Annotated in this window: 23 protein-coding genes and 2 pseudogenes; 10 read left to right on the top strand and 15 right to left on the bottom strand. The window is 69.1% G+C overall.

Going from position 1 to position 26076, the window contains the following annotated elements; all coding sequences use genetic code 11:
- Positions 1-177: 177 nt before the first annotated feature.
- From ACIGO6_RS39825 to ACIGO6_RS39840, 4 genes and pseudogenes are all read right to left on the bottom strand, one after another.
- Positions 178-555 carry a nuclear transport factor 2 family protein gene (locus ACIGO6_RS39825; RefSeq protein WP_399885452.1) on the bottom strand — a complete coding sequence of 126 codons (378 nt, stop codon included), beginning with the start codon at positions 553-555 and terminating at the stop codon, positions 178-180.
- Positions 556-610: 55 nt separating this feature from the next.
- Positions 611-913, bottom strand: a pseudogene (locus ACIGO6_RS39830) (GNAT family N-acetyltransferase); the annotation flags it as partial.
- A 312-nt stretch (positions 914-1225) separates the two neighbouring features.
- Positions 1226-1612: a hypothetical protein gene (locus ACIGO6_RS39835; RefSeq protein ID WP_055419567.1), complete on the bottom strand. Its 387-nt coding sequence runs from the start codon at positions 1610-1612 to the stop codon at positions 1226-1228.
- Positions 1613-1615: 3 nt separating this feature from the next.
- On the bottom strand, positions 1616-1855 hold the full coding sequence (locus tag ACIGO6_RS39840) for an antitoxin MazE7 (protein WP_399885397.1): 240 nt from the start codon (positions 1853-1855) through the stop codon (positions 1616-1618).
- 241 nt (positions 1856-2096) lie between these two features.
- Here ACIGO6_RS39840 and ACIGO6_RS39845 point away from each other — a divergent pair, with 241 nt between their 5' ends.
- The gene (locus ACIGO6_RS39845; RefSeq protein WP_399885399.1) at positions 2097-2444 is read left to right on the top strand and encodes a MazG nucleotide pyrophosphohydrolase domain-containing protein; all 348 of its coding nucleotides are present in this window, start codon (positions 2097-2099) and stop codon (positions 2442-2444) included.
- 278 nt (positions 2445-2722) lie between these two features.
- Here ACIGO6_RS39845 and ACIGO6_RS39850 read toward each other — a convergent pair whose 3' ends face one another.
- Positions 2723-3058: a hypothetical protein gene (locus ACIGO6_RS39850; RefSeq protein ID WP_399885401.1), complete on the bottom strand. Its 336-nt coding sequence runs from the start codon at positions 3056-3058 to the stop codon at positions 2723-2725.
- Positions 3059-3163: 105 nt separating this feature from the next.
- Positions 3164-3769 carry a hypothetical protein gene (locus ACIGO6_RS39855; RefSeq protein WP_399885403.1) on the bottom strand — a complete coding sequence of 202 codons (606 nt, stop codon included), beginning with the start codon at positions 3767-3769 and terminating at the stop codon, positions 3164-3166.
- A gap of 202 nt (positions 3770-3971) precedes the next feature.
- On the opposite strand from ACIGO6_RS39855, the gene ACIGO6_RS39860 reads away from it, so the two are divergent.
- Together ACIGO6_RS39860 and ACIGO6_RS39865 are read left to right on the top strand one after the other, a co-directional pair.
- A complete protein-coding gene (locus ACIGO6_RS39860) occupies positions 3972-5060 on the top strand; it encodes an integrase (protein WP_399885405.1) in 1089 nt (362 codons plus the stop codon).
- Between the two features lie 180 nt (positions 5061-5240).
- Positions 5241-5924, top strand: a complete 684-nt coding sequence (locus ACIGO6_RS39865; RefSeq protein ID WP_399885406.1) for an SMI1/KNR4 family protein — start codon at positions 5241-5243, stop codon at positions 5922-5924.
- Positions 5925-5993: 69 nt separating this feature from the next.
- Here the strand turns inward: ACIGO6_RS39865 and ACIGO6_RS39870 are convergent, their stop codons facing one another.
- Entirely contained in the window at positions 5994-6851 is an 858-nt protein-coding gene (locus ACIGO6_RS39870) for a hypothetical protein (RefSeq protein ID WP_399885408.1), read from the bottom strand.
- A gap of 149 nt (positions 6852-7000) precedes the next feature.
- Here ACIGO6_RS39870 and ACIGO6_RS39875 point away from each other — a divergent pair, with 149 nt between their 5' ends.
- From ACIGO6_RS39875 to ACIGO6_RS39895, 5 genes are all read left to right on the top strand, one after another.
- On the top strand, positions 7001-7225 hold the full coding sequence (locus ACIGO6_RS39875; protein WP_399885410.1) for a hypothetical protein: 225 nt from the start codon (positions 7001-7003) through the stop codon (positions 7223-7225).
- A 109-nt stretch (positions 7226-7334) separates the two neighbouring features.
- Positions 7335-10880 (top strand): ATP-binding domain-containing protein, encoded by a 3546-nt coding sequence (locus tag ACIGO6_RS39880; protein ID WP_399885412.1) that lies wholly within the window; start codon positions 7335-7337, stop codon positions 10878-10880.
- Between the two features lie 201 nt (positions 10881-11081).
- Positions 11082-13121, top strand: a complete 2040-nt coding sequence (locus ACIGO6_RS39885; protein ID WP_399885414.1) for a serine/threonine-protein kinase — start codon at positions 11082-11084, stop codon at positions 13119-13121.
- A gap of 286 nt (positions 13122-13407) precedes the next feature.
- On the top strand, positions 13408-13956 hold the full coding sequence (locus tag ACIGO6_RS39890) for a YciI family protein (RefSeq protein ID WP_399885416.1): 549 nt from the start codon (positions 13408-13410) through the stop codon (positions 13954-13956).
- A gap of 450 nt (positions 13957-14406) precedes the next feature.
- The gene (locus ACIGO6_RS39895) at positions 14407-14793 is read left to right on the top strand and encodes a hypothetical protein (protein WP_399885418.1); all 387 of its coding nucleotides are present in this window, start codon (positions 14407-14409) and stop codon (positions 14791-14793) included.
- A gap of 303 nt (positions 14794-15096) precedes the next feature.
- Here the strand turns inward: ACIGO6_RS39895 and ACIGO6_RS39900 are convergent, their stop codons facing one another.
- From ACIGO6_RS39900 to ACIGO6_RS39930, 7 genes and pseudogenes are all read right to left on the bottom strand, one after another.
- Positions 15097-15672, bottom strand: a complete 576-nt coding sequence (locus ACIGO6_RS39900; protein WP_399885420.1) for an SUKH-4 family immunity protein — start codon at positions 15670-15672, stop codon at positions 15097-15099.
- 14 nt (positions 15673-15686) lie between these two features.
- Positions 15687-17225, bottom strand: a complete 1539-nt coding sequence (locus ACIGO6_RS39905) for a nucleic acid/nucleotide deaminase domain-containing protein (protein ID WP_399885422.1) — start codon at positions 17223-17225, stop codon at positions 15687-15689.
- Between the two features lie 474 nt (positions 17226-17699).
- On the bottom strand, positions 17700-19382 hold the full coding sequence (locus ACIGO6_RS39910) for a hypothetical protein (protein ID WP_399885424.1): 1683 nt from the start codon (positions 19380-19382) through the stop codon (positions 17700-17702).
- A complete protein-coding gene (locus ACIGO6_RS39915; RefSeq protein ID WP_399885426.1) occupies positions 19379-20257 on the bottom strand; it encodes an SUKH-4 family immunity protein in 879 nt (292 codons plus the stop codon). The genes ACIGO6_RS39910 and ACIGO6_RS39915 overlap by 4 nt, the downstream gene beginning before the upstream one ends.
- 46 nt (positions 20258-20303) lie before the next feature.
- A pseudogene (locus ACIGO6_RS39920) lies at positions 20304-20523 on the bottom strand (IS5/IS1182 family transposase); the annotation flags it as partial.
- Between the two features lie 246 nt (positions 20524-20769).
- A complete protein-coding gene (locus tag ACIGO6_RS39925) occupies positions 20770-21354 on the bottom strand; it encodes a hypothetical protein (RefSeq protein WP_399885428.1) in 585 nt (194 codons plus the stop codon).
- A 136-nt stretch (positions 21355-21490) separates the two neighbouring features.
- Positions 21491-21649, bottom strand: a complete 159-nt coding sequence (locus tag ACIGO6_RS39930) for a hypothetical protein (RefSeq protein WP_399885454.1) — start codon at positions 21647-21649, stop codon at positions 21491-21493.
- A 150-nt stretch (positions 21650-21799) separates the two neighbouring features.
- Here ACIGO6_RS39930 and ACIGO6_RS39935 point away from each other — a divergent pair, with 150 nt between their 5' ends.
- Positions 21800-23353 carry an alpha/beta hydrolase gene (locus ACIGO6_RS39935; RefSeq protein ID WP_399885430.1) on the top strand — a complete coding sequence of 518 codons (1554 nt, stop codon included), beginning with the start codon at positions 21800-21802 and terminating at the stop codon, positions 23351-23353.
- A gap of 201 nt (positions 23354-23554) precedes the next feature.
- Positions 23555-25261 carry a phospholipase A2 gene (locus ACIGO6_RS39940; protein WP_399885432.1) on the top strand — a complete coding sequence of 569 codons (1707 nt, stop codon included), beginning with the start codon at positions 23555-23557 and terminating at the stop codon, positions 25259-25261.
- Positions 25262-25414: 153 nt separating this feature from the next.
- On the opposite strand, the gene ACIGO6_RS39945 is transcribed toward ACIGO6_RS39940, so the two are convergent.
- Positions 25415-26076 (bottom strand): hypothetical protein (locus tag ACIGO6_RS39945; protein WP_399885434.1); only part of this gene is annotated, 662 nt, incomplete at its 5' end.

Genomic DNA, 26076 nt, shown 5'->3' on the forward strand with positions numbered 1-26076 from the left:
GCAGTGAGAATCCCCAGTCATGGCAGTCTCGCACCAACTGGCAAACCTGCAGCTCAGAGCGAGATCCACAGTCAACTTCACTTCGAAGGGACAGCCGCAGCCCGACCGACCGCGAACCGCAGCCCCGGAGTGCCGACAGGGACAAGTTCACGAGAAGGACAGCGACAGAAGAACGACTCAGGAGGCGGACGGCTCGAGCTCCCCCGCAAAGACGATGACCTGGTCGATGAGGCTCCGCCGCAGATGGACGACGTCCGTTCCCGCCAGGCGCGGGCCTCCATCCGGCGTAGTGAAGACCCACTGGTACCGGGCCCACTCGTCAGGCATGTCCACCGCTGAGCAGCGCACCATCGTGCCGGTCCCCGCCGGGTGGCGCCGAATGTCCAGCACGAACCGCTCGACCGCCGCGATTCCTTCGCTGCGACCCAACGGCCCCCAGAAGACCACGTCCGAGGTCAGGGCCTGGGAGAGCAGGGCAGTCACATAGTTGTCGTCCGAAGCGTTGAACGCGGAGATGAACGTGTCGATCGCGGAGCGTGCCGTCTCTTCCTGCATGCCCCAGTAATACCAGTCGCTGCGCGTGCGCTTGTCCCGCGAGCCCGCCTTCCGATCACGGTGCACCATCCCGGTCACAGCACCAGCCCGGCGCTGAGGCCCACTCGCGGTCGAGGATGGCGTGCACCACTGAGTCCCGCCATTGGCCCGCTTTGAGCACGTGCTCGCGCACGATGCCCTCTTCGGTCATGCCTGCGGCCGCCATGGTCTTGGCCGAGGCCTCGTGGAGAGGGGACCGGGCGCCCCAGATCCGATGCAGGCCCAGGTCGTCGAAGCCGAGGCCGAGCAGGAGCTGCACGGTTTCGAGGCCGTAACCCACGCCCCAGGCATCCGGCCGCAGTGCGAAGCCCATGGTGGCTCACGCAGGTCACGGGCCACAGCCGCGGTGCGGACCGCTGCTGGTCATCAGCGCGCGTGCCGCACCAGCTGGGCGGACATGACGCTCCCGTTGTTCCGGAACTGGGGGAGTTCCAGGACGGGACGAATGGCCTGGGCGGCGCCGTCCTGAGCTGCTGCGCGAGCCAGTCGAGCACGCCACCCAGGACCTTCTCGAACGACTGCCCGTGGTCGTCAACAACACCGTGACGAGCTGCGGCGACCGGCTCGTCGTGCCGTTCCAGTCAGAGCCGGACACCCGAGGCGAGCGGACTCGCGCGGGGCGGCAGCGAGGTCAGGCCGCCGGCAGGCGCAGCGAGCGCAGCCGTTCGGCGACGGCGAACGAGTCGAGACGCAGGGCGGTGATGTCGGCGATCAGGTCCCGCCAGGCCTCGAACTTGGTGTTCACGCGCTCCCCGTGCATCCCGAGATACGCCACGGCCACGCCGAAGCCGTACAGCTCGTTGCGGGCGGGCAGAGGCCGGAGCACGACGCACTCCTCCAGCATCACTGCCGCACGCCAGAAGGCGTCCGGGTGGTGCTGGTCGTGGCGGGGCGGGTCGACCTTGTGCCGGGCGGCCAGGCCGACGAAGACGGAGTAGTCGTTGACCGCGAGATCGTCCAGCAGTTCAGCCTGGCGTTCCAGGAACCACCGGTAGTCGACGTAGTACTCGGCAGGCACAGGTCAGGCCGCCCGCGGGGCGGTCCGGGCCGGCGCGGGGCCACCGTATTCAGCATCGAATGCGGCGACCGTCTCCGCGTCGCTGGTCACCTGTCGAAAGATCTCCGCGCCCTCGGCCAGCGCGCGCTCGCGCCGCTTCTCCTCGGCGACCTGCGCGAGGTAGGCGTCCAGCGGCAGCCCCGCCGCCTCGGCCAGGGCCTGCAGTGCGTCCGCGGTGGTGTCGTCGATTTCGATGCCAGCCATGCCCCGAGTATGCCGCGTGAGACCGCACCCAGGCCAGCCACCCGGGGATAATGCCCTGACCTGCAGTTTCCTGGTTGCCTTCATCGGCTCGACCAGCCGAATACCTCTTTGTGCTTGTGCCCGAGCGCAGCGGTGCTGCTGCCCATGCCCTTGATGCCAGCAGCGGTGACACCGAGCAGCGGCTATGCGAGCGTGCGGCAAGGGGTGAAGAAACCGGCGGTATCACAGCTACAGTCCGGCGATGGACCTCGACGAACTTCGCCGGCGTGCTCTGCGTATTCACGACCTGTACGACGAGCTGAACATGCAAGAACGCGGCCGGGTATGGACCCGCGAAGAGTTCATGCTCGGGTTCATGGGCGACGCCGGTGACCTGGCCAAGCTGATCCTCGCGCAGGAGGGGGCGCGGTCGGCTCGCCCGGACAGCCAGGCCGCGTTGGAGCACGAGCTGGCTGACTGCCTGTGGTCCGTGCTGATCCTCGCCCACCGCTACGGGCTCGACCTGGAGAGCGCATTCTTGCGTACCATGGAGGAACTGGAGAAGACGATCAGCGCTCGCCTCGACCGGGTAGGTCCAGAAGAGCGCTGACTGGCATGGAGGGCACCTCGGCGGCCGTGTTCGCTCCCTGCCGGAAGCCTGTCGCCGACACCGACCGTCGTCGAGCTCGCCGACCCCCCATACGTGTCCCCTACGGGGATTTACCGACGTCGAAGACGGCCCTGTGGCCGGCGCGGCAGCTACAGGCCCTTGTAGTCGAAGCTGACCGTGCGGCTTGGCGCATGAGCCTGTACCGCCACCGCCTGCGTGACGGAGGGAGTGGCAGCACGACACGTCGCCACAGGAGCTGTATCGACTGCACTCGCTGGTCAGAAGTGGTCGATGGGTTCGGCGGCGTAGGTCCCGTCCTCCAGCTGTACGTCGGTCAGTTCGAAGAGGCGCTGACGGCCGCCAACCCAGGGAGCGATCTTGGTTCCGGTGGGCCGGGTGGTCTCGTACCGCACAGGTGTGCCGTCGGCGCCCTCGGTGCGCAGAAGGGTGAAGCTGCGGACACGGGGCGGCTCGGGTGCAGCGGCCCGGCTCCGTCGGTACAGCCAGGAACCGGCGGCGGCAGCGGCCAGAAGCACGACGAGCAGCCACTGGCCCAGGGACGTGCCGAGAAGGTCCAGGCCCTTGTCGAGGGCGAGGGAGACGAGGGCGGGCATGGCGGCATCACTCCTGCGAGGCGGCGGTCATGGTCCGCCGGGATGACGGGCCGCGCCGACTGTCCGGGAGCGGGAGGTTAGCCGCGCAACCCCCTTTGACCTGCCTCATCTGCCCTGCTCATGCTCGGCGCTGGTGTCGGCGCCCACGTTGACGCCGCCCTCGTCGAGCAGTGCTCGCGGTACGTCGTCGACGGCGCCCCAACCGGGTGGCACAGCGAGGGCAGACGGCGCCTCTTCGCTCCAGGGGCCAGGTGGCGCCGGTGACGTGAGAGCCTCTCGGCCGGTGGCCAAGGCGGCGATGGCGGAGCGGAAGACGGGCACGTTGTCGCTGGTCATCTCGTAGGCGATGACCTTCTGCCAGCTCGGAATGTCCGGGTCGTAGACCGGAGTGATGGGCGCGCTGATGCCCTCGGGCCACCAGCCCTCGCGCACGCCGCGCGGGACGGCGCGGGACAGGGCGACGGTCGGGCCGTTGAGTTTCCCGAGGGCGGCGCGCAGTTGGTCCGCGTCGATGTAGCCGTCGCCGTCGACGATGACCATCTCGGCGAACCGGCGGGCGCCGGCGGGCAGCGAGCGCAGATAGCGCGTGGCGCGCTCGGCGGTCCATTTGGTGTCGACGGCCGCGACGGTCAGCTCCGCGTGGTGCGCTGCGGCGAGCGCGACGAGCTTCTCGGCGAAGTCCTTGTCCGCGCCCTCGATCGTGATCTTCATGTGGCCTTCCGTCAGATTCTTACCCGGTTCTGAGGGTTCTCCATGGAGAGTATGCGCCCGCTCGTCTCCGGCTCGCATGTAGATCCCGGAGAACCATGCCGGAATTCTTTATGGGGGTGGGTGAGCTGTCTGATGGCACAGTCTTAAGGCCTCGGATAACCTCTCCTTATCCGATGTCAGAAATGATGAGGGGAGCGCCCCGTTGAGCACCGCCACCGAGCACCCGTCCGGAGGGGCCGGCGCGGCTCCCGTTCCGGCGGAGCGGTCCCCCCTGGTCGCCCAGTGGGCGCAGCGCCACGGTGTGGAGGTCGCCCAACGGCTCGCGGACGCGGAGGACTTCGCGGACGAGGTGCGGCGGCGACTGCGGCCGGCCAACACGACGGACACGTACGCGAAGGCGTGGAAGGTCTGGACGCGGTTCTGCGCGGCGCAGGGGTTCCCCGAACTGGAGGCCACGCGCGGCGCGTTGGTGGCGTTCGTCGTGTGGCTGCTGGACCGGGGCCGAGTGGACGGGAAGGGCTACGCCCCCTCGTCGGCGAGCACGATCCTCGCCGGTGCCGTCGTGGAGCTGCGCCGCCGTGGCGCGGAGGTGGGCCGGGACGACCAGGCGCAGGCGCGGGCGACACTGGAGGCGGCCGCCGTGGAGCTGCTGAAGGCGGGGGAGCGGCGCGGCCGGGGCCAGGCCGCCGCAGCCGAAGTACCCGATCTGTACCGGGTGGCGAGGGCCTGCCCCGACACCCTCGCCGGGGTCCGGGACAAGGCACTCGTCCTGACCGGCTTCCACTACGCCTCGCGTGCCCAGGACCCCGCGGGCCTCCTCGCCGGGGACGTCGCCCTCACCCCGCGCGGCCTCGTCGTGTCGGTGCTCACCGGCAAGACCAAGCACAGCGTCCGCGACGCGAAGATCAACTACCAGCAGGACCCGGAGGTCTGCCCGGTGGAGGCATGGAAGGCGTACCGGGCCCGCCTCGCCACCGAGGCCGAGCCGTGCTGGTCGCAGCCCGACGCGCCCGCGTTCGTCGGCGTCGACCGGCACGGCAACGTCACCGGCGGCATGGTCCCCGACTCCGTCACCCGGGCCGTGAAGCGGATCAGCGTCCGCGCCGGCATCCCGCTCGCCTGGACCGGCCACTCCCTCCGCATCGGCCTGGCCACGACCGCCCGCAAGAAGGGCAAGGACGCCGTGGCCATCGCCGACCAGGGCGGATGGGCCCGGCACTCCCGCTCCATGAACGGCTACTTCCAGCGGATCGACGGCTGGGAGGACAACGCCACCGCCGGCCTCACCTGACCACCGGACGCCAGAGGATGGACCGCTGACAAGTCCGACGGTGACCGTGCCTCCGCTGAACACCCGGCGCAAGGTGTCCTGAGCGTGCGGTGCCCGCGGTGGCGACGACGGTCCGACCCCGCCGGCTCGTCCAGGCAGTTCCTGACCTTCCCACCGCCCTTCCCTCATATGGTGGATGCCATGAGCGATGTCATACAGGCTTGGTCCCGTATCGAGAATTGGCTTCACCAGCACCAATGCACCGCCGATCTCGAAGCCCTGCATCCCCCGGCCTCCGAAGAGGCCATCCAGGCCCTCCAGGACACCATCCCGTACCCGCTTCATCCACATCTCGTGCAGTGGCTTCACATTCACGACGGTGCCCTGCAGGAATGTTCCATCTGGCCGTTCAACTATTCCCCGATCAGGACCGAGGGGATGGAGGGCGGGCCGCAGCGATTCCGGGAAGCATTTGAGGATTTCCGTAGCGAATTCACGGATGACGGCTTGGAATCCGAAGGGCCCGAAGGTCCGTGGGACCCGCCGGATGCGTACGAATTCTGGGTGCCCATCGCAGTTACCAACACCGGAGAGTACCTCGCGGTGGATCACCGGCCCGGCGACACCTACGGAACGGTCCGGGAGATCGACTATGAAGGCTCCGACGTGTGGGGCACGATCCGATGGGAGAACCTGGGGAAGATGTTCGACGAGATCGCGGATGGTCTTGAATCCGGCTCAGGCGTCCGGGGCAACGGGCGAACGTCCCGGCACGTTCCTCACGTGGTTGAAGTTCCTCCAACCGTCACCGTGCCACGCCTGTCCGGGGCGCCTGTGGTGATCGACGGAGATCCGGTGAACCGCCTCGCTTGGCGGATTGAGTGACTTGGGCCATGCAAAGGTGCCCCGCCCGGCAGACAAGCCGGGCGGGGCGGGAATCCCTCTGTCTACCTGTTACGGCCTGACAAGGCCGGGGGCGTCGATGAAATACGGATCGTTGTCCAACATCCTTTGTGCGGAGTAGAACCCGTTGAGGCGGCGGCCTGCCGTTTCGTTCTGCCCACCGTGCATGGAGGCTCGGGCGCACTTCTCCGTGTAGGTCGGGGTGCCGCCGTAGGGGGGTCGTTCATCGTCGTACAGGCGCCACTTTCCGTCACCTCCCTTTCGCGCATACGCCTGAAGACATTCCCCACCGTTACTGACTCCAGTCGCTCCGCCACTTTCCTTGGTGCTTGCGAAGGCGTACTCGTCACACTGAACAGCCTTGTTCTTGTTCGCAGGGTCGGGAGTTGCCAGCGGGTGCTCGACGAGTTGATATGCTCCGCTCTTCGGGCAGACGACCCCACGATTGGCATCCGCCTTCTCCGCATCGAATTCACGACGCAAAGGACTGTTGTGCTTCTTGCTGCCGGGGTGCCAATCGAGCTTGTCGCGCATCTCCAGGTAGTACAGTGCGGCGCCCTCGGCGTTCTTCAGCTTCAGGTTGAACGTCGGCGTGTACTTCTGGAAGACACAGCCGACGGAAGTTTCGGCGCGCATCTTCTTGTCGCAACGGACCTGATCCCAGAACACCCAACTGGGTTCGGTGATCTTCACCGAGGCAGGCGCGCCCGACGCCTTGAAGCCGAGGAAGCTGCCGCGGTCGAACTCGTGGGACTTGCCGGGGGCGACCGTCTGCCAGGTGAACTTACGGGTCTGGACGGCCTGCTCGGTCACCGAGGAGGCGGTGGTCCAGGAGGTCGGACCGGTGAACTCGGGGCCGACGAACTCCCTCGCCCTCGTCGTTCCCGCCGCGTCCTCCGTTCCCTGCACACCCCGGCTCCCTGACGGCCTCCGCGGAAGGCCTCCTGCTGACGGCCGACCTCCTGCTTGCCGCCAACCTCACCGGCACCACGGCCGCCGGCCGCAACCGCGGGGCCTGTATCGCCCTGCGGGCGGCCCTGGAGATCGGCGTCGACCGGGTGCTCGACGCCGCGGTGCCGGGGCTCGCCGGCGCGACCATGCGGGCCAAGCTGCTCTGCCTGCACCGCTACGCCACGGAAGGGACCGCCCGACGTACCCGGGCAGTCTGGTCGCACCTGTGCCTGGGATGCCACTACCACCAGTACGAAATCGGTCCCGCACACGACCAGGTCCATGTCTGGCGGGTGGAGGTCGGGGAGTTGGTGGAGGAGCTGGCCTCCTGAAACAGGCCCGGACTGTTCGTCACCGTCCGGTCTCTGATAGTCATATCGCCGGGGACGGGCGTATGCCCGTAGCGGCGCCCTGCGGGGCGTCGCAAGGGAGGGAAAGCACATGAGCACCACCACACGCGACGACGTCATCGCCCTCGAGCAGAAGGCGGTGGACCACGCGTACGCCTGTTACGAGGCGCGGCTGGCCGAGATGAACGGAACAGTGACCGCCACGGCGTCGGCCACCGGCAAGGACGGCATCGCCAACAAGAAGGACGCGGAGCAGCGGGCAGCGGCCTACGGCAACCTCGGAGGCGAGTCGCTGGTCTTCGCCCGCGTCGACGCGCCGGAGGAGCCCGGCGGCGAGCCCCGACCCTGGTACGTCGGCCGGCGTCCCGTCTCCGACGTCCGGACCCGCGACACCGTCGTCGTGCTGTGGACCAGCGGTATGGCCACCAAGTGGCTCGAGGCGCAGCAGGAGGCGCCGGGCGACGTCGTTCTGCGGCGGCGGCTGCGCTGCGCGGAGCGTGTCGTCGAGGACTACTCCGACGAGATCGCCGTGCCCGGAGCACTCTCCGGCACCGTTTCCGAGGCCGCCCCCGACGCGGGCCTTGTTCCCACGCCCAGGCCCGCCGCCGACGACGCCCCGGCGACCGGACGGCCGGGAACCGCGAAGCGCGGGGAGCGTCCGCCGGCCCACACCCCTGCCGACATCGCCCGTATCCAGCGTCGCAAACGGCCCCTGCAGCCGGACGATTTCCTTCTGCGCGAGCTGCAGCGTTCGCGCAGGGGCCGGATGCGGGACATCGTGGAGACGATCCGCCGTGACCAGATGGACCTGGTCACGGGTTCGCCGACCGACATCCTCGTCGTGCAGGGCGGGCCGGGCACCGGCAAGTCCGCGGTCGGCCTGCACCGCGTGACCTGGCTGGTCAACAACGAGCACTTCACCGCCTCGGACATCCTCGTCATCGGCCCCCACCAGCGGTTCCTCGACTACGTCGGCCAGGTGCTGCCCACCCTCGGCACCCGCGACGTCAACTCCGTCCAGCTGTCCCGTCTGTGGGAGGGCGAGGCCCTCGGCACCGACACCCCGCGGGCGCGGCTGGTGAAGTCCGACGAGCGCATGGCGGCCGTCCTGCGCAGGCGGGTCGAGCGCGAGTGCCGGCCCGAAGCCCTCGACGCCCTCCTCACCGCTCCCTCCTTCGAGGGCGACGAGCCGGCGTTCACCGTCACCGCCGGCAGTACCACCCTGCGCGTGCCGCGCTCCGAGGTCCTCGCCCTCCTCGCCGAGGCGCGCGGCGGTGACGGTGCCCACCGCGAACGCCGCGACCGCTTCCGCAACCAGCTCGTCGACCGCCTCCTGGCCGAACTCGTCGCCGTCGCCCCGCGCCGCGGCGCGGACGGCACGATCCGCCGCAGCCTGGAACGCAACCGCAGGGTCGAGCGCCTCCTCGACCGGGTCTGGCCCTCGCCCGGCGCCCTGGAGGCCCTGCGCAGTCTCTACGACTCGCCCGACCTGCTGCGCGCCTGCGCCGTCGGCGTACTCGACGACGAGGAGCAGGCCGCCCTGCACCGCCCCCGCGCCGCCACCGCCGACGGTGACCCGTGGACCCTGGACGACCTGGTCCTGCTCGAGGAACTCCGGTATCTCATCACCGGCGAGACCCCGCGCCGCTACGGCCACATCGTCGTCGACGAGGCCCAGGACCTGACCCCCATGCAGGCCCGCACCCTGCGCCGGCGCGTCGCGCGGGGCGGTTCCATGACCGTCCTCGGCGACCTCGCCCAGGCCACCGGTCCGCGCGTGCACACCGACTGGGAGGAACTGGGCACTCTGCTGTCCGACCACGGCGACTGGCGCGTGGCCGAACTGACCACCAGCTACCGCGTGCCCGCCGAGATCATGGAGTTCGTCGCGCCGCTGGCCCGCACGGTCGCCCCCTCGCTGCCCTACCCGCAGGCGGTGCGCGAAGCCGGCGAAGGTGCCGTACGGACCATCCTGACCGAGCCGTGGCGGCTCCTGGACGACACCGTCGCCCAGGCCGTCCGCCTCCTCGGCAGCAGCGACGGGCACACCCTGCGCTCGGTGGCCGTCATCGTCCCCGACGACTCCGGCTGGCTCGACGAGATCGCCCGCCACCTCGACGAGGCGGCCGGCCTCACGCAGCAGGAACGCGAGGCGGTGTCCGTGCTGGCCGCCGCCCAGGCCAAGGGCATGGAGTACGACCACGTCCTCGTGGTGGAACCCGCCACCATCGCCGCTCGCGGCCCGGCCGGCCTGCGCCAGCTGTACGTCGCGCTGACCCGCAGCACCCAGACCCTGACCGTCCTGCACACCGCACCGCTCCCGGAGGCCCTCACGAACACCGGCCCTGCGGGCTCCGCGGAACAGCAGCCCACCGGCACCGTCCCCGGCACCGACGAGGTCGCCGGAAGTACGGCCGGACCGGCCACCGCGGCGGGGAACGCCCCCGAGATCGGCACCGACATCAAGGTCCGCGTGGTCGGCCACACCACCGGCGGCAACTACAAGGTCGAGGCCGTCTCACCCGCCACCGACCGTCCGCTGCTCCTGGCCGTGCGCCACGGCTCCACACCGCCCGAGACCGGGGCGGAGCTGGACGCCTGGGTCCTGCGCCACACCTCCAACGTCACCTTCGTCACCGTCGACGAACGCGGACGCAGGCCCATCTCGCCCACCATGGCCGAGCGGTACGTGGACGCGCTCACCGTCGTCGGGGAACTGGCCGACGGCAACGTCCCGAACGACGCCCGGGCCCGGCTCTCCGAACTCAAGGGCATGGCCAACCGCTGCCTGCGCCTGGACCAGCACGACTGGCTGGACGTCTGGCGCGTCCTCGGCTCCCCGGACCGGGACCGTCTCGCCCTGTTGCGGGACCTCGCCGCGAACACCAACCGCGCGCTCACCTCGGACGTCCCCGACCTGGAGCGATTCCGGGCAGAGCTGCAGCGCAGCGGCTGGGCCGAGGCCCTGGCCGAGGCGCGCCGGACGCTGGAACAGCGCCTCGAGGCCAAAACCGCCGACCGTCCGGTGAACGGAACCCGGGACCCCGAGCCCGCCGCCGCGCGATCCCCCGAGCCCGCCCCGTCCGGCCGGACCGAACCGTCCGCACCGCCACAGCAGCCCGAGCAGTCGGAGCTGGAGGAGAACCGCCCCATGCCCAGCACAACCACCGGCACCGATGCGCCGACATCCGCACCGAAGGCCGTCCCGAGCACGGACCTGCTCCGGTTCCTGGAGACCGGGGCCGCGGCCGACCGCGTCTGCAAGACCCATGAGGCGGTGCGCTTCGAGCTGATGGCGGCCCTGCTGCGAGCCGACCGGCAGCCGAACGGCGACTCACCGATCGTCGACGGCAGCTGCACCACCGAGCACGGCCACTTCCTCTACGAGGTCCTGGGCGCCGGTCTGTCCACGTACGCCGACCTCCGCTCGGGAGCGGCCCGCCTCCACGAGATCAACCACACCCTGCCGACGACCGCCGACCGCCTCTACCTGGTGCTGTCCCAGCCGCCCGCCGAGGACTGGTCGGCCGCCACCGTCCACGACGTCTTCGGCGTCCACCTCCTGTGGCGCACCCCGCAGGGCTGGGGCGGACAGGACACCGCAACCGCTCTCGGCCTCGATCCCGGTCGGGCCTGACATCACCACTGGCCGGGCGCGTCCCGTCCCGCACCGCTCGGGTCGGGACGCGCCGACCGTTTCCCGAGCCTGAACAACACGTCGGACCCCAACCCTGCAGGAAGCGAGCCGGGGAACAGACCGGCAGCCCCCGCCCGCGCTCGCCCTCCTGGCCTTCCCAGCCCGACGAACCACTTGTGCATAAGACGAAACGGACTTCTTGTGAGCACTGTCGGCCCAAGTGGGCGGATCCAGCCCATCCGCCCTGGTGACCCTTCACGTATCGGCCCTTACCGGATCATCGGCCGACTCGGCTCGGGCGGCATGGGAACCGTCCACGCCGGACTCACCTCCGACGGGCTTCGGGTTGCGGTCAAGGTAATCCACTCCGCACAGGCCGAGGACGCCGACTTCCGGGCCCGGTTCCGCCGCGAGGTGGACCTCTCCCGCCGGGTCCAGGGCCCGTGCCTCATACCGCTGCTCGCGGCCGAGCCCGAGGCGAACCCTCCGTGGCTGGCCACCGTCTATGCCCCCGGCCCCACCCTCAACCAGCACCTCGCCGACAGCGGACCGCTGACGGGCGGAACCCTGTACGCCTTCGCGACCGGCACAGCCCAGGCGCTGGCCGCCATCCACGCCGCCGGTGTCGTCCACCGGGACGTCAAGCCACAGAACGTCGTCCTCACCCCCGCCGGCCCGCGCGTCCTGGACTTCGGCATCGCCCATGCCGCCGACGGCACGAGCATCACGAGGACCGGTGTCATGACCGGCACCCCCGGCTGGATCAGTCCAGAGCACTACCGCACCGGCACCGCCGGGCCCGCGGGCGACATGTTCGCCTGGGGAGCGCTGGTCGCCTACGCCGCCACCGGTCGCCTCCCCTTCGGCACCGGTGCTCCGGACGTGGTCGCGTTCCGCGTCATGTCGGGCGAGCCCGCTCTCGACGGCATGCCCGGGAAGCTGCGGGAAATCGTGGAGACGTGCCTCGCGAAGGAGCCCGCCGACCGGATGAGCGCCGCCTCGGCGGCGGAGGAGTGCGTGGCGCTTCTCGCCTCGCAGGACACGCAGGTCCTCGAAGACGGCACGGCACTGGAACCCACCCGCGTCGGCGAACTGGTCACGGCCCAGTGGGACATGCCGCCTCTGGACGATCCCGCCTGGCACCTCCCGCCCACGCGCTCCCGAAGACGCACGGTCGCGACGGTCCTGGCGGCCGCGGTCGTCGTCGGCGGCATCGTGGGCGGCGCCCTCGCCCTCCCCTCCGGCACGGAGAGCCCCACGCACGACGCCGCCGACGACCGCGCGACGCCCGGGGCGCCGAACGCCCCGCGCACCGGTCCTGCCGCATCGGGCACCGGCACGGAGCCTTCGGCCGACCCCCGTACGGTCGGCATCCCGAACGACCCGCTGCTCGGGGTGCCCGATCCCGCATACACGCGGGCCGACGACCCCGCTCAACCCGGTTACGACGAGTGGACGAGGAGCACAGCCGCGGCCGGCCCGGACGAGAAGGACGTCGAGGAGGCCATCCGCAAGGACATGACCTCCATGCTCGCCACGAAGGACATGGCCTTCATGAAGCCCACCGTCACGTTCAACAGACGGGCCCAGACGGTGATGGTCACCGGCGGCCCGATCTCCACACTGACCGACGACTACAAGGAGGTGTTCGGCAGGGCAGGGGCGATGGCCGCCTGCACCGCCCTCGCCCACCGCCTCGAGGAAGCCCCCACCACCTGGCCGTACGGCCGCTACTACGTCCTGTGGAAGGACTTCGACGGCCAGACGGAACCGACCTTCCTCGACTTCGGGCAGGCGACCGACGGCTGTCTCCCGGAGACCGCGGGGCAGTGGCAGGGAAGCGAGCCCGGTATCGCGACCGCCACGATGCCGAGCAGCGACAGGGCCGAGATCCGTGTCGCGGACACCGTCGTCAAAGCCGTCACGAAAGCTTGGAACACCAGAGCCGCCGGAGGGCAGTACGGCTTGACTCCCTTCGGCAGGGACGACTCCATCAGCCTCGGCTTCGATCCCGTTGAAAAGGCCGCCTACGTGTGGGCCGCGGACGACCTGGATGTGCTCGTGGGCCGCGCTCAGAGGAGCCAGTTCCAGCAACTCGTCTCGAAGACCGTCTGCCAGAAGACGGCCGCCGAGTACGACCGAAACGTGAACTGGAACTACACCCGCTGGTCGGTGGCGGTCTATCAGGGGAACAGCGGGGTGGCGGAATTCATCGGCTCGGGCACCTGCACTCCGGACTGAGCGGTGCAGGGAGGACGTGCCCGTTCGAGGACCCTGCTGCAGGCCGCGTCGCGTTCGGTCCTCCATTCGCCCAAGGGGGCTGCCCGTGTCACCGGGCCGACGTACGGCCGCCCGCGTGACGCCGCAGCACCGTGTGCAGCATGTCCTCGGTGATGGCCGGCAGCCGACCGCCGTGCGCCGCTGCCCCTGCTGTGCATGAAGTGTGCTTCTGGATGAGGCCGCTGTCGAGCAACCATCGCAGTGAAACCCGCTCGACCTGGTCACCTCCTGAAGAGATCCTTTGGGCATGGAGTTCCTCTGCTACCACCGCGACCGGCCCGGATCCCTACCGCTGCGCGACGGGCTACTGGAAGATCATTGGTCCTACATGGACGGGTACGCGAAGGAGATGATCGCCCGGGGTCCGACCCTCGCCGACGACGGCGACACACCCACCGGAAGCGTGCACATCGTGGACCTGCCCGATCCCGCCGCTGCCCGCGCATTCGCCTTCGACGAGCCGAACTACCAGGCCGGCGTCTACCGGGACGTCCTGCTGCGACGGTGGCGCAACGCGCTTGGGCGCACCATGTGGGACTTCCCCGGCGGCCGGACCGGCGGCAACCGGTACCTGGTGCTCGGCCTCGGCACGGGGCAGGCCGCCGACCTCGCGGTGCCGCCCGACCGGGACGAACTGATCGCCTACGGGCCGCTGCTGTCCGACGACGGCGCCACCTGGCTGGGGACGGCGGCGTTGGTCCGGGCGCCGGACCCGGACACGGCACGCGCCATCCTGACCCCGGACCGCTACGCCGACATTGAGGTGCACAACTGGCAGTTCGGCGGACGGTCGTGATGACCGAGGACATCCAGGCCGACGTCACCGCCGAGGCCCTTCGGATCACTCAGCATCCTTGTGTTTCACCCGAATCCACGGAGGCATCGGCCTGACGCACAAGGTGGACCCGTGGGTTCGCGCTGAAGGACCTTCGGTTCCCTGAACCCACTGGTATCTCGGCTGCGATCTCGGCCCCCGTTCTCCCGAAGCTGCGGCTGAGGGGGCCGCACGAGCGACCCACCACTATCTCCACCGCCCACAACCCACACGCGAAATGTCGTCCCACCACCCCCTTGGCAGGGTGGCCGGGGTGTGGGGCAGAGCCCTGTGTCTTCCCTGACCTCGGCCTCGGGACTGGTGGGCTCGCATGTTGAGGTGTCGTGTATTCGCTGGGCATCCACGACTTCGGTCACGGCGAGTAGCTGGTTCAGGGTGGTTTTCCGCGAGCCAGGCTGGGACGATGCGGGGATGGCGAGCGATCTGGCGGAGCCGTCAGCTTCGGAGTTGGCTGAGGGCATGCGCGCTGCGCTCGTGCATGCTCGGTGGGACCCGGACGGTGATCCGGCGGTCGCCGTTGATGTGCTGGGCGCCTTGGTCGAAGGCGTATGTGGTCCGGTCGATTCAGCGGCGGCCGGACAGATCGTTTTCGACTCGGAAGCTATGGGAACGGCGTACCTGTTCTGTTCTTCGATGAATAAGGCCCTTGATCGGAATCACCCGGCGCAGCCGCCCGCCCACCGCGGCTTGTCGATTACGGGGCATCTCGCCCTCGTGCAGCCCCTGCTGCCCGGATTTCACCGGCGGCAGCAGGAGGTACTACAGCTTCTGGACCAGGAGTTTCCGCCAGACGACTGATCTCCGCGAGCATGCGGAGCGGCGAACCGAGCTCAGGCGCAATCACCGTGTGTGGTCGCCGGGGGCGTATCGGCTCCAGGTTCCTCCGGCTTCGGTGACCAGGCGGGTGGCGGTCTTGTCGTGGTAGCCGAGTGCTTTCGCGATGACGGGGGCCGGGGCCTGGAGGACGAGCTGCCGAATGGCGGAGGTCCTGCCACGCTGCGGCGGGACGCCGATCCCACGCAGATGAACCTGGAGGCTGACCGATTGCGGGTCAGCGCTTAGGATTGCGAAAGGAGATGCCAATCGTCGTCGGTCTTCGTATCAGCCCCACATTCCGAAGCCAATTTCTTCGAGGAGTCTGCTCCACTCGCTGTTTTCGTCGGCGAAAGGTGTTTCGTCAACCTCGGAAATCTGCTGCCTAATGCGCTCCACGATGCGAGCGCGTTCGCCTTCTTCGTCCACCGGAAGCCCTTTGCATTCCCTCTTTCCCTGCTCCAGGGCGATGAGGGAATGGACGAATGAGGAAAGATCCGCGTTTATGGCGATGTAATTCTCCTCCCCTTCGGGGAAGGAGTAGATTCGCCCATCGCTCGGGTCGATGGCGATCGTTGCGTAGTTGAAGACTCCCAGGATCTCCCACCCTTCGGATTCGGGCGGATATTCGGCGCCGTCTGCCTCGAATGCGGCCTTCAAGGTCGGCTTGTCGTCGATCCTTTCCATGGACTCGTCTTCGAGGTCGAGGCGGCTCGAGAAGAACGAACTCTCCGGCAGGCCGACATCTGACAGGAAGTGCGCCACCTCGCTTCGCATGTGACTGTCGGCGGAACGAGGGAAGTACGTGACGCAGGTGAGACCGAAGCTGTCGACTACCTGGCTCGGTGCGATACTGATCAACAATTTCGTGTCTCCTGCTAAGGGTGCCCTTGTTTCTTGTGTGCGCGTTCCAGGTCCCTCATGTAGTCACGGTGCTCCTTGTCTCTGCCGCTGGTTCTGTCTTTCTGGTCGTAGTCGTTGGCATGCTCCACCTCCAGCTTGGGATTCTCGGACTTAAAGTACTCGTCCAGCCACTGATCGCACTTCGGGGACAGTTGGCACGGTTCTCTCTCAGTGTATATCTTTTGGATGTTCTTCTGTTCACCGTGCCGGAGGACCGGATAGCCTATAAGGCGCTCAGAGTGCGGACCTTCGCTGTCGCCTACGAGGATGATGGGCTTCTTACTGCCGGAGGGCAGGTACTCGGCAGCTGCAAAGTTGGTGCCGCCGTAGTCCTTCTTGGCGAAGCGAGCTATCTCCGTGGCATGCGATAGGGGAGTGCTGCCCGGACTGATTTTCGTGGAACTGACCTTGGGGCCTTTGCGTCCCAAGGGTACTGGATAGGGGTTGCCCCGCTTTGGGGCGCGCCATATGGTGCCATCCTTCTCAAGTATGTTCCATATCCCCGATTTATCTGTCTTGGAGACGCTGTCCAAGGTGCCGTCCGGCATCAACTGCTGAACTGAGCCGTCGGCGTTGAGCAGGTACATCGGTACATCGCCGCTGTCGCAGGCGTCGATGTCCTTCTTGGTCTTCTCGTCCTGCTCCTTGTGGTGCTTCTTGCCCTTGTCGATTGCTCCGCCGTGCTTCTCCAGCACGTCGACCGTCTCGTCCGCCTTCTTGTCGACGGCGTCCTCGCACTTGTCCATGACGGTGGCGAGCTTGTGGAAGCGGCTGTCCTTCTTGACGGAGGAGCGGCGGTTGGCGCCGCCGGTCTTGTGGGCGCCCTTCTTCTTGTCGAAGTTCTCGCGGGTCGTGCCGTAGTCGCCGACGGCCCGGTCGAACTCGTCGAACTCGATGACCAAGTCCTGGGCCATGTCCGAGCCACCTGCCGCGTAGTGGGACAGATCCTCATCGTCGGCGTCAAGGCGGTCGGTGAAGACGTCCTCGATCTTGGCGAGGATCTTGGCCTCTATGCGGTCCGTGACGATCGCGGTGATCCGCTCGACCGCGTAGTCGATCGCCTCGTTGAGGGCGAGTCGGCAAGCGGCGATCGCCGCCGCGCTGAGGAGGCCGCTGAGGCCGGCAGTGAAGAACATCCCGATGATGCCCGCGGTCGCGCTGGCGGCCGTGGCAGTGAGTTCTGCGATGCAGGCCACCTTGCAGCCCTCGATGAACCCGGCGCAGTCGTCGAGGGCGTCGCCCAGGTCGTCCAGGGACTTGGCGAAGGTGGACAGATCCTTGGTGGTGAGCTTGCCCCAGCGGCGGTCCAGCGCATCGACCGTCTTGCCCTTGCTTCTGCCGCCGACGATGTGCGAACAGGCCTTGTTTCCCTCGGCTATGGCGTCTCGAATGCCCTCGGCAAGGTTGCGGTAGTCCTTGGCGGTGTCGCGTACCTCGTCCTCGTCGATGTTCGGCCACTGCACACCGACCAGGTCAAGGACCTCGACAAGCTCATCGGGCAGCTTCTTGCCCACGTGTCACATCTCCCCCATGATCACCTTCCTCCACCTTCGCAATCGGACACATGTGCGTCAACCCGAATGGTGCCCGGTCGCACTGTTGTTGATGGACCGTCACAGTCTCTGCAGCACCTCAACACCACCTACCCATGGCGATCTCGTCGTGGCCGCGTTCCACTCGCTCTCCGGGCACGCGAGGGGCAGCGAGTCGCCCTGCGTGGTCTGCCGCTGAACCCGGCCGGCGACGGCCTCTCGCTCGCACGGCGTCCTTGGGGCCGCCACCTTGGTGGATCACTGCCGGGGGCCACGATCTCCGCCTCGGGCATGGACGGAGCTCCGAGGTCACACAGGAAGACGAGCGACGTCCCCGCGAAGCCCAGTGCTTTCGCTTGTGCCGCGCACGCAGCGCTCAACTCGGTCGGGACCGAACCAGCTCAGCGGTTCCTGATGGGAGAGGTCGAACGACAGTGACTTCATGCACGTGGCCCGTCATGCCGGACGCAGGCAGGTCAGCAACTCGTCCGTCCCGATCAGCAGTTCCTCCGTACGCGTCAACGCCAACACATTGACCGGCTGCCCGGGATGGAAGGTGCGCCGTTCAGCGGTGTCCAAGCGCCGGTACTCGACAAGGCCGTCAGTCCAGGCGATCGACAAGGTCAGGCCGGATGTCGTCATGCGCGCTGCCAAGGCGCGCACCGGAGTCGCGCGTTCCGCCACCGGCACGTTCATCGGCTTGTTGCCGGGCCCCCACACACGTACCCGGCCGTCCGCGCCCCCGCTGTACACCAGGCTGATGCCCGGCCCCGATTCGGCGACCGGTACGTCCACCACTGCCAGGGCTGTGACCGGGCCCTCGTGCAGGTGCTCGGCCGGCAGAACCCGACCGGGGGCGGCGAGGAAGGCGACGTACACCCTTCCCGTGCGATCCGCCACGGCCACCGCGCGCTCGGAAGCCCCGATCGCGGTGATCTGCGTGTGCGTCACGGCTGTCGAGAGGGTCTCGAACGCCTGCTCTCCGGCGCCAGGACCGTCGTCGAGGAGTGCGGCCAAACCGGAGGGGCGAGGCGCGGTCGGTGCTCGGTGAGTGTGCAAGTGCCCGTCGCCGTCGAGCACCATCACCGTTCCGTCCGGCAGGCAGACCAGACCGAGGGCATCGGGCGCGAGGCCGGGCAGGCGGCCGGCCGGGGTGGCGTCGGAGTACGACATGGACCGGAGGGTGCCCTGGTGGTCCACGAGCAGCAGCTGCTCCGGGAGCGCCCCCGAGGTGACCGTGAGCGCCATGGCCGGTCCCGGCCACGGTGGTGTTACGTCCCCGCGTACTCGGGACCAGACCAACCGCCATGGGGCCCCGGCCGCGAGCCGCTCAAGTGCGGGGCTCAGGCGTGGATCGGCTCCGTCACCGAGGGCGGCCAGCAGGACCAGGGCGCGGTCGGCCGGTTCCTGATCGCGCAGGAGTGACTGCCCTGCGCGCAGCCACGCTCGCCTCAGCCCGCCTCGCGGTTCCGTGTCCGCTTCATACGCCGTCGTCACCTGACCCGGGTCCGCCGCGCAGACCTCGACGGGATCGTCCAGGTCCAGGGGCGCAGCTGCCTCCTCCGGACCCGGTGTCGTCGACTCGTGTCGCGTGGGGTGGACCGCCCGCCATGCCTCGGCGCGGGCCGGGTCCGTCCACCGGGGGTCGTCGAGGTCCATCTCGGCCGGGGCGAGTGCCTTCAGTGTGGGTACGACCTCATGGCCGGTCCGCGCTTCCACCAGGATCCGCACATGCTCCAGGCCGAGCAACGCGCCCACCATGTCGGCCAGGGCGTACGGGTCGGTGGCCGCGTGGAGGTCCGGCAGGACGAGCACCGTGCGCCGCGGGTCGGCCGACAGTTCGGCGAGCAGTTCTCCCGGCGCCCGTGCCGCGATCCCGAGTTGATCGGCCAGGGTCCACAAAGTCGTCCGTACGCCCTGCCCGGCCAGTGGGACGAAGCCGTGTACCCGGCGCTCCGGCGCCGTACCGGGACGGGTCGAGTGTGTCACCAGCCACGCCAGCAACTGCGATTTCCCGGAGTTCCCGCTCCCGGTCACCAGGCACAGACGGGGTGCCGTCGGGTCGGCCAGCCAGCCGAGCAGCGCCGCACCAGCCGGTTCGCGGCCCGCAGCGGGGCGGGCCCAGGCGCCGGCGGTCAACGGCGGCCCGCCCGCTGGGCGGTGTAGGTGATCAGCTCCTTCAGGCCCTGCTCCCGGGAGTCGGCGTCCTCGCCGTAGTCGAAGCTGTGCGTGAACTCCGCCTGGGGGCAGGCCTGCTGCAGCCACACCGCACAGTAATGTCCCGGCATCATGCACGGCTGCAGCTCGCAGTACACCCGCCGGACGCGCTCCGCCGGGACTCCCTCCGACTCCAGCCGCCACCGGATGATCTCCTCGGGGTGGAGGCGTCCAGGTCCGGTGGCCTCCGTGACGATCTGTTTCTCCCCGGCCTCGTCGACGTACTCGAAGGCGGCCGAGAAGGGGAAGTTGAGGGTGTGCCGTACGTCGTCCAGGACCCGCGGCCACCAGTTCTCCCGCTCCGCGAAAGCCGAGGGGTCGATGGTGCGCAGCTCCTCGTTCAGACTGCCGAAGGCCGCCGCCGCCTCCCGCAGATCCGGCGCGGCGGCGATCACGGGCAGGCTGCGGTCCAGAGCCACGAGGCAGGCGATCAGCGAGGGAAGGTCGGTGGCGACGAACATGTCGGCCGCCTCCGCGGCGAGGAACACCGCCTGTACGGCCCCATCCGGGCGTACACAGAGCTGCGCCAGCCGATCGTGGCCGATGCGTGCCCATCCCTCCGTCCCGGCCGGCGCCCGCTCCGCGCCGTGGTGTCCCACGTAGGTCCCCAACGACACGGCGTCCGTCTCCTCCGCGGCGCGGAAGTACGGGGCGACGTGGACCGGGACGCCGGTCCCGGTCAGCAGCCCGCGCGCAGCCTCGGGAATCCGCAGGCCATGGGCGCCGGTGAGGGAGAAGCGGCGCATCCCGGCGGGGCCGAAGTGGGCGACGGCCTGGTCTGGCGAGGGGACGGACATGAAGGAACCTCACGGCACGTTCGAACGAGCGATCGTCCTCACCTTAGAGGGTGTCGGTGGCGATGCTCCGCCGGCGGTCCCCGGTCTTCTTCGCCGCGTCCGTGCCCTGTCCGGCGGCCGGGACGCTGACGGAGGTCTTCACCCTCTGCGCGTCGATGACGCGCGCCGAGGGCTGGGCAGTGCCGGCCCTCCTTCTGCCGCACCAGCTCCCGCAGCAGGCCGTTGCGCTGTGCGAACACGCCGTCCTACGACCACTTGGCGAAGTATCTCGCGCAGCTCGTGGTTGGCACCCTCAGCGATCAACGCACCGCCCACGAGCTCAACCATCGCCCGCGCAGGATGCACGACTGTCGCACTCCGGCAGAGGTCCACGCCGACCTTGTCGTACTCCCCGGGGCCCGCCACCCTGGCGGGTGAGGCGGGGCCCGCTGAGCCGTGATCGACGTCGGCGGTGAGACCATGCCGAGCTCGGTCGAGGTCATGGGGTTGGCCGAAGAGGCTGACCAGCAGCTTCACGCCTCGACGATGATGGTGCCTATGGTCGATTCCGGTCCGGGCCCTTCCGGACGGTCGACCTTCCACCAACCCAGCACGTCCTGGTACTCGGGCTGTGGGATCGCACGTCCCTCGGCAGTCATCAGGCGTCCCTGATACGCCTGGGCGTAACGTGCTCGAACCGAGTAGACGCCGGGTTCGTCAGGAACAACGAGGTCGCACGACACATTCACCCACTCCGCCGGACCAGGGTTGTCTTCCGCCAGCGCCTCGACGTGCGTGCCGGCATTGACCACCTTCAAGCCGCCCCCGCTGCGCCGCTTACCGTTCCATACCGACGCCTGAGCACGATCCTGGCCCGCCAGCCCAACGATCACCTGATTGATGGCGTTGCCGCACTCCGAGCAATCATGCAGCACGTCGAAACTGACCTCGTGCGAACCTCCCCCGCGGACGTGTACCACGTCGGCCTGGCCATCGATCTTCACGTTGCGGATCTTGAACCGAAATCCCGTCCCGCCTCCGTACGGCTCGACCATCTCCGTGTCGGGAGTGAGAGCCGTGGTTCGGCGGACATCGCTGTGACTCATCTTGTCGGTCATGTGCCAAGTAAACAGGTGGCCACTGACAAGGCCGGGCCCGCCTTCAACGAGGTCGACACGTCTCAGCGTCAGAAGACAGCTTCTGAGTCGCCGTCAGTACGACACCGCGTTGGTGCCTGCCGGCTGACAACCCGCCTCAGCCGGCAGCCGACTCGTCCTCGTCTTCGTCCAGCTCCAGTGCGTCTGGATCGCGCAGCGGGCGCAGGGCGCCTGCGGCCGGGGTGGAGGCGGTGAAGCTGTAGCGGCCGAGCAGGTTCAGGTTGCGGTGCTTGAGCGGGGAGTGCTGTGACCGCATACGTTCACCGGGTTGGGGATCCGTGACGCCAGGAGCTGAGCTGCTGTCGGAGGCGGCTTGTACTCTGCACTCATTTGGCGATCGGACGATCACGAACGCGGGGATGCGGGCCCGGGGCGGGCGTCCAGGGGCGGGAGCGCGGGGATTTCGATGAGTGACGCACATCCGATACGCAGCCGCAGACCGGGTCTCTCGGTCGGTGCGCGGATCATCGCCGTGGTCGTCCTCGTCGCGATCGGGGCCGTCGGCGCCTGGCTCCAGCACGACGCTCCCGGCCGGAGTGCGCAGCCGCGTACGGAGTTCACCGCGAACAATCCGCCCGCCGGTCTGCCCATGGCGCTCACCACCGGCCAGCATCTCCACTGGTCCCGCTGCACCTCGCCGCCCACCGCGCGCACGGGCTACGACTGCGCCGTCATGAAGACCCCTCTCGACTACCGGAAACCAGATGGCAGGACGATCGACGTCGCCCTGATCCGCCGCAAGGCCACCGGCCCGAACGCCCGGCGCATCGGCTCGCTCGTCCTCAACTTCGGTGGTCCCGGCGTGTCCGGCGTGAGCGGGCTGCCCGAACACCTCGACCAGTACAAGCCGCTCCTCGACCGCTACGACCTGGTCTCCTTCGACCCGCGCGGGGTTGGCGCGACCATCCCCGTGCGGTGCGGGAAGACCGCGGACGACACCGGCTTCGACGGGGCCGACGCCTGCGCCGAGCACTCCGGTGCGCTCCTTCCGTACGTCGGCACCTCGCACACCGCGCGCGACCTCGACCTGATGCGCTACCTCCTCGGCGACGAGCGGCTGCACTACTTCGGCGTCTCGTACGGAACGGCGCTCGGCGCGGTCTACGCCCACCTGTACCCGTCGCACGTCGGACGGCTCGTCCTCGAAGCGCCCGTCGATCCGACCGAGGACCTCAGCGAGGAGCAGCTGTCGCAGGTCAAGGCGGTCCAGGCGGCGTTCGACCGGTTCGCCGCGCACTGCGCGGCCCGTATCCGCCACTGCCCGACCGGCGAGGGGCCCGAGGAGGCCGCGCGACGCATGGCGCGCCTGTCCGACCGCTTGGAGAAGAAGCCCGCCCCGGCAGGCGGCGGAAGGAGCCTCGACGCCGACGACCTCGCGTACGCCGTCAGCGACCATCTCGACCTCGGCACGGACGGCTGGCCGTCGCTCGCCAAGGCCCTCACCGCGCTGATCGACCACAACGACGCCGGTCCGCTGAGTGAGGGCGCGGACGACACCGGCTCCGCCGATCGCGCGGCGACCCCGCAGGACAACAGCCGTGCCGCCCAGGTCGCGATCACCTGCGCGGACTCCAGCCTGCGCCCCGGCTTCGAACGCCTCGACAGGGACGCGGCCCGGATCAAAGCCGCCTCACCCGTCTTCGGCGAGGCCTGGTCCACCGGCGTCTACCTCTGCTACGACTGGCCGTTCGACGGCGAGCGCGCCACGCCCCGGGTGAGCGCCGACGGTGCGGCTCCCGTCCTCGTGGTCGGCGGCACCGGCGACCCGACCACCCCGTTTCCCGGCGCCCGCCACATGGCCCGCGCTCTGGGCGACGGTGTCGGCGTGCTCCTGACGGCCGAGGAGGAGGGCCACGGCACATACCCGCAGAACCGCTGCGTCACGGAGGCGGTCGACACCTACCTCCGCACGGGCCGTACCCCGGCCGTGGGGACGGTGTGCCGAGGCAGCATGTCCTGAGGCCCGTACGGATCCGCCTGGCGGGAAGCGTAGCCAGACGGCGCGGACGGCGGGGCCGAGTGCGTTCTGCCCAGGCTTCGTAGGAACTGTCCTGCTGAATCCGTGTGCCCCCGCTGTCTGCGGAGGATGGAGTACCGGCGACGGCCGCGGCGGTGGGCGAGGGCGAGGCACGCCGGACACGGTGTGCCATCCGTCCGTCGAATGTCCGCCGGGAGGGCTCTGTCCGCGAACAAAGGGTGTTGTCCACCCATTGACCTGCAGGTTCGTGGGTTGCGGACAGCGGACATTCGATGCAGCGTTCAGCGTTGCCTTCAAGTCGTTCGAGTCGACCTGGAGGTAACAAGCATGGTGTTCTCGTTGAGGCGTCGCGCGGCGGAACCCGTCGTCGGCACACGCCCGGGACCGGCCGGGCGGATCCGGAGGGTGCGCCTGCTGTGCGTGTCCTTGGTGACGGTGCTGGGAGTGGGCGGGCTGGCGTGGGCCGGGGACTCGGATCCGGGGAGCAGCCCCGGGGCGGGGACACGGGCCGCGGACACGGTCTCCCAGGTCAGCGCTTCGGGTTCGGCGGACAAGGTGGCGACCCTGGTAGGCGTGGGAAAGCGGGTCTATGCCCTGGCGGAAGACGGGTCCGCGGTCTACGAGGCCACCGACCGGGACACGTGGAAGAAGGTCGGCGATGCGGCAGCGGCGATCTATGGCGGTGGCGCCGGACTGTTCGCCACATCTGCGGCCGACGGAAGTGTCCTGCGGTATCAGCCGCCGTCGGCGGGAGCGGCGCAGGGCTCGTGGACGCCAGTGGGCGGGCCCGCCGCCGCGTTCGCGGTCGGCCGCGACAAGCTGTACGCGCTGGCTCCCGACAAGTCGTCGGTGAGCGAGTGGGACCCCTCGTCGGGGTGGCGGACGGTCGGCGGGCCGGCGCAGGACATCTACGCGGGCGGTGCAGGCTTGTTCGCGACGTCCCCGGCGGGAGACATCTACCATTACGACCGCAGCTCGCAGAGTTCGGTGGCTGACGCGGTGGCCGATGCGGTGGCCGGTACCGCGTCCGACCGGGACCGGTGGACGAAGATCGGTGGCCCGGGTGCCGAGTTCGTGGTGGACACCGACCGGCTCTACGGGCTGGCTCCTGACCGCTCATCCGTCAGCGAATGGACACAGGCCAAGGGCTGGCGCACGATCCACGGCCCGGCACAGCACCTCTACGGTGGCCCCGGGGGCCTCGTGATGACCCTGCCGGGCAGCGGCAATGTCTCTGCCCGGACCCTGAGCGGGGTGGTGTCGGTCAAATGGCGGACGATCGGCGGTCCCGGAGCGGCCTTCCTGAGTGTGGACGGCGGCCCGCTGGGCACCACGACCGTGCTCGGAGTGTCGCCGGACAGGTCGGCCGTCTTCCGCTACAAGGCGAAGAACCGCGAGTGGGTGAAGATGGCGGGGACGGTGGAGTCGTCGTCCATCACGCAACGGCAGGCTCTCGATCGTGTGAACGGCTTCTTCCAGCCGGGGCAGCAGTCGTTCAACGCGTGGGCCCAGGCGCGGGGCGCGCACCTCGTGGACAAGCAGCCCGATCCGTACGGACTGCGCTGGACCGATGATGCATGCACCACGAGCCCGGACGCGCCCGCCGGGTTCGACTTCAAGGCTGCGTGCATCCGGCATGACTTCGGCTACCGCAACTACCGCGACCTGCTGGGTGAGGACGGCTTCCGCAACGGGGTCGCGGGAATGACCGGAATCGGCCCGCACAGCCCCAAGACGCAGGTGGACGTGATCTTCCGGCAGGATCTGCAGAAGGAGTGCCACCGTCCGCTCGGCTCCGGCCGGCACGTCCAGGCCCGACCGCCCCTGATGGTGGCGACCTGTGAGCGGATCGCGGCGCAGTACCACGCGAGCGTCGTCAACCTGGGCTGAGCGCGGGCGGCCCGCCCGCGAGCGCTGCCTGAGGGGGGTCCCGGACCGCTGGTCCGGGACCCCCCTCTTCTTCGCGCTCGGTGAGCGGCCGCAGCCGGTTCCTGGGTGCGCCGCTGAAAGCCGGCAGTCGCGTCGCGGGTGAGGCGAGGCTGGTCAGGGGCTGGTGATGCGGGACCAGGCTTGTGCTGTGCTGGAGTACTCGTGGACGTCGGAGTGGTCTGCGTCGACGCTGTAGAGGTGGTCCTTGGTCGCGGCTAAGGAACTGACGGGATCACCGATGGCGGTCCAGGCCTTCTTGGACCGGTCGTACTCCTGGAGTTTCCCGCTGCTGGTGTCGACGGCGTAGAGCGTGGTGGCCGTGGTGAAGATGCGTTCGGTCGCGCCGCGTACGGGGTGCCAGACGCCCGGCGTGCCGCTGTACTCGAAGGTGTTCCGACGGTCGGGGGAGACGCCGTAGAGGTGGGTGGCGGTGGCCGCGAAGTGGCTGCCGGGGCCTCCGACGACGGTCCAGGTCTTCTTGGACCGGTCGTACTGTTCGATGTTGCCGGTTTTGCCGTCGGTGGCGTAGAGCGTGGTGGGGCTGGTGAAGATCCGCTCGGTCGTCCCCCGTACCTGGTGCCAGACCCCTGGTGTACCGCTGTACTCCATCGTGCCCAGGGTGCCGACGCCGTAGAGGTGGGTGGCGGTGGCCGCGAAGTGGCTGCCGGGGCCTCCGATGACGGTCCAGGTCTTCTTGGACCGGTCGTACTGTTCGATGTTGCCGGTTTTGCCGTCGGTGGCGTAGAGCGTGGTGGGGCTGGTGAAGATCCGCTCGG

This window comes from Streptomyces sp. NPDC053750 (genome assembly GCF_044544295.1).
Taxonomy (GTDB): domain Bacteria; phylum Actinomycetota; class Actinomycetes; order Streptomycetales; family Streptomycetaceae; genus Streptomyces.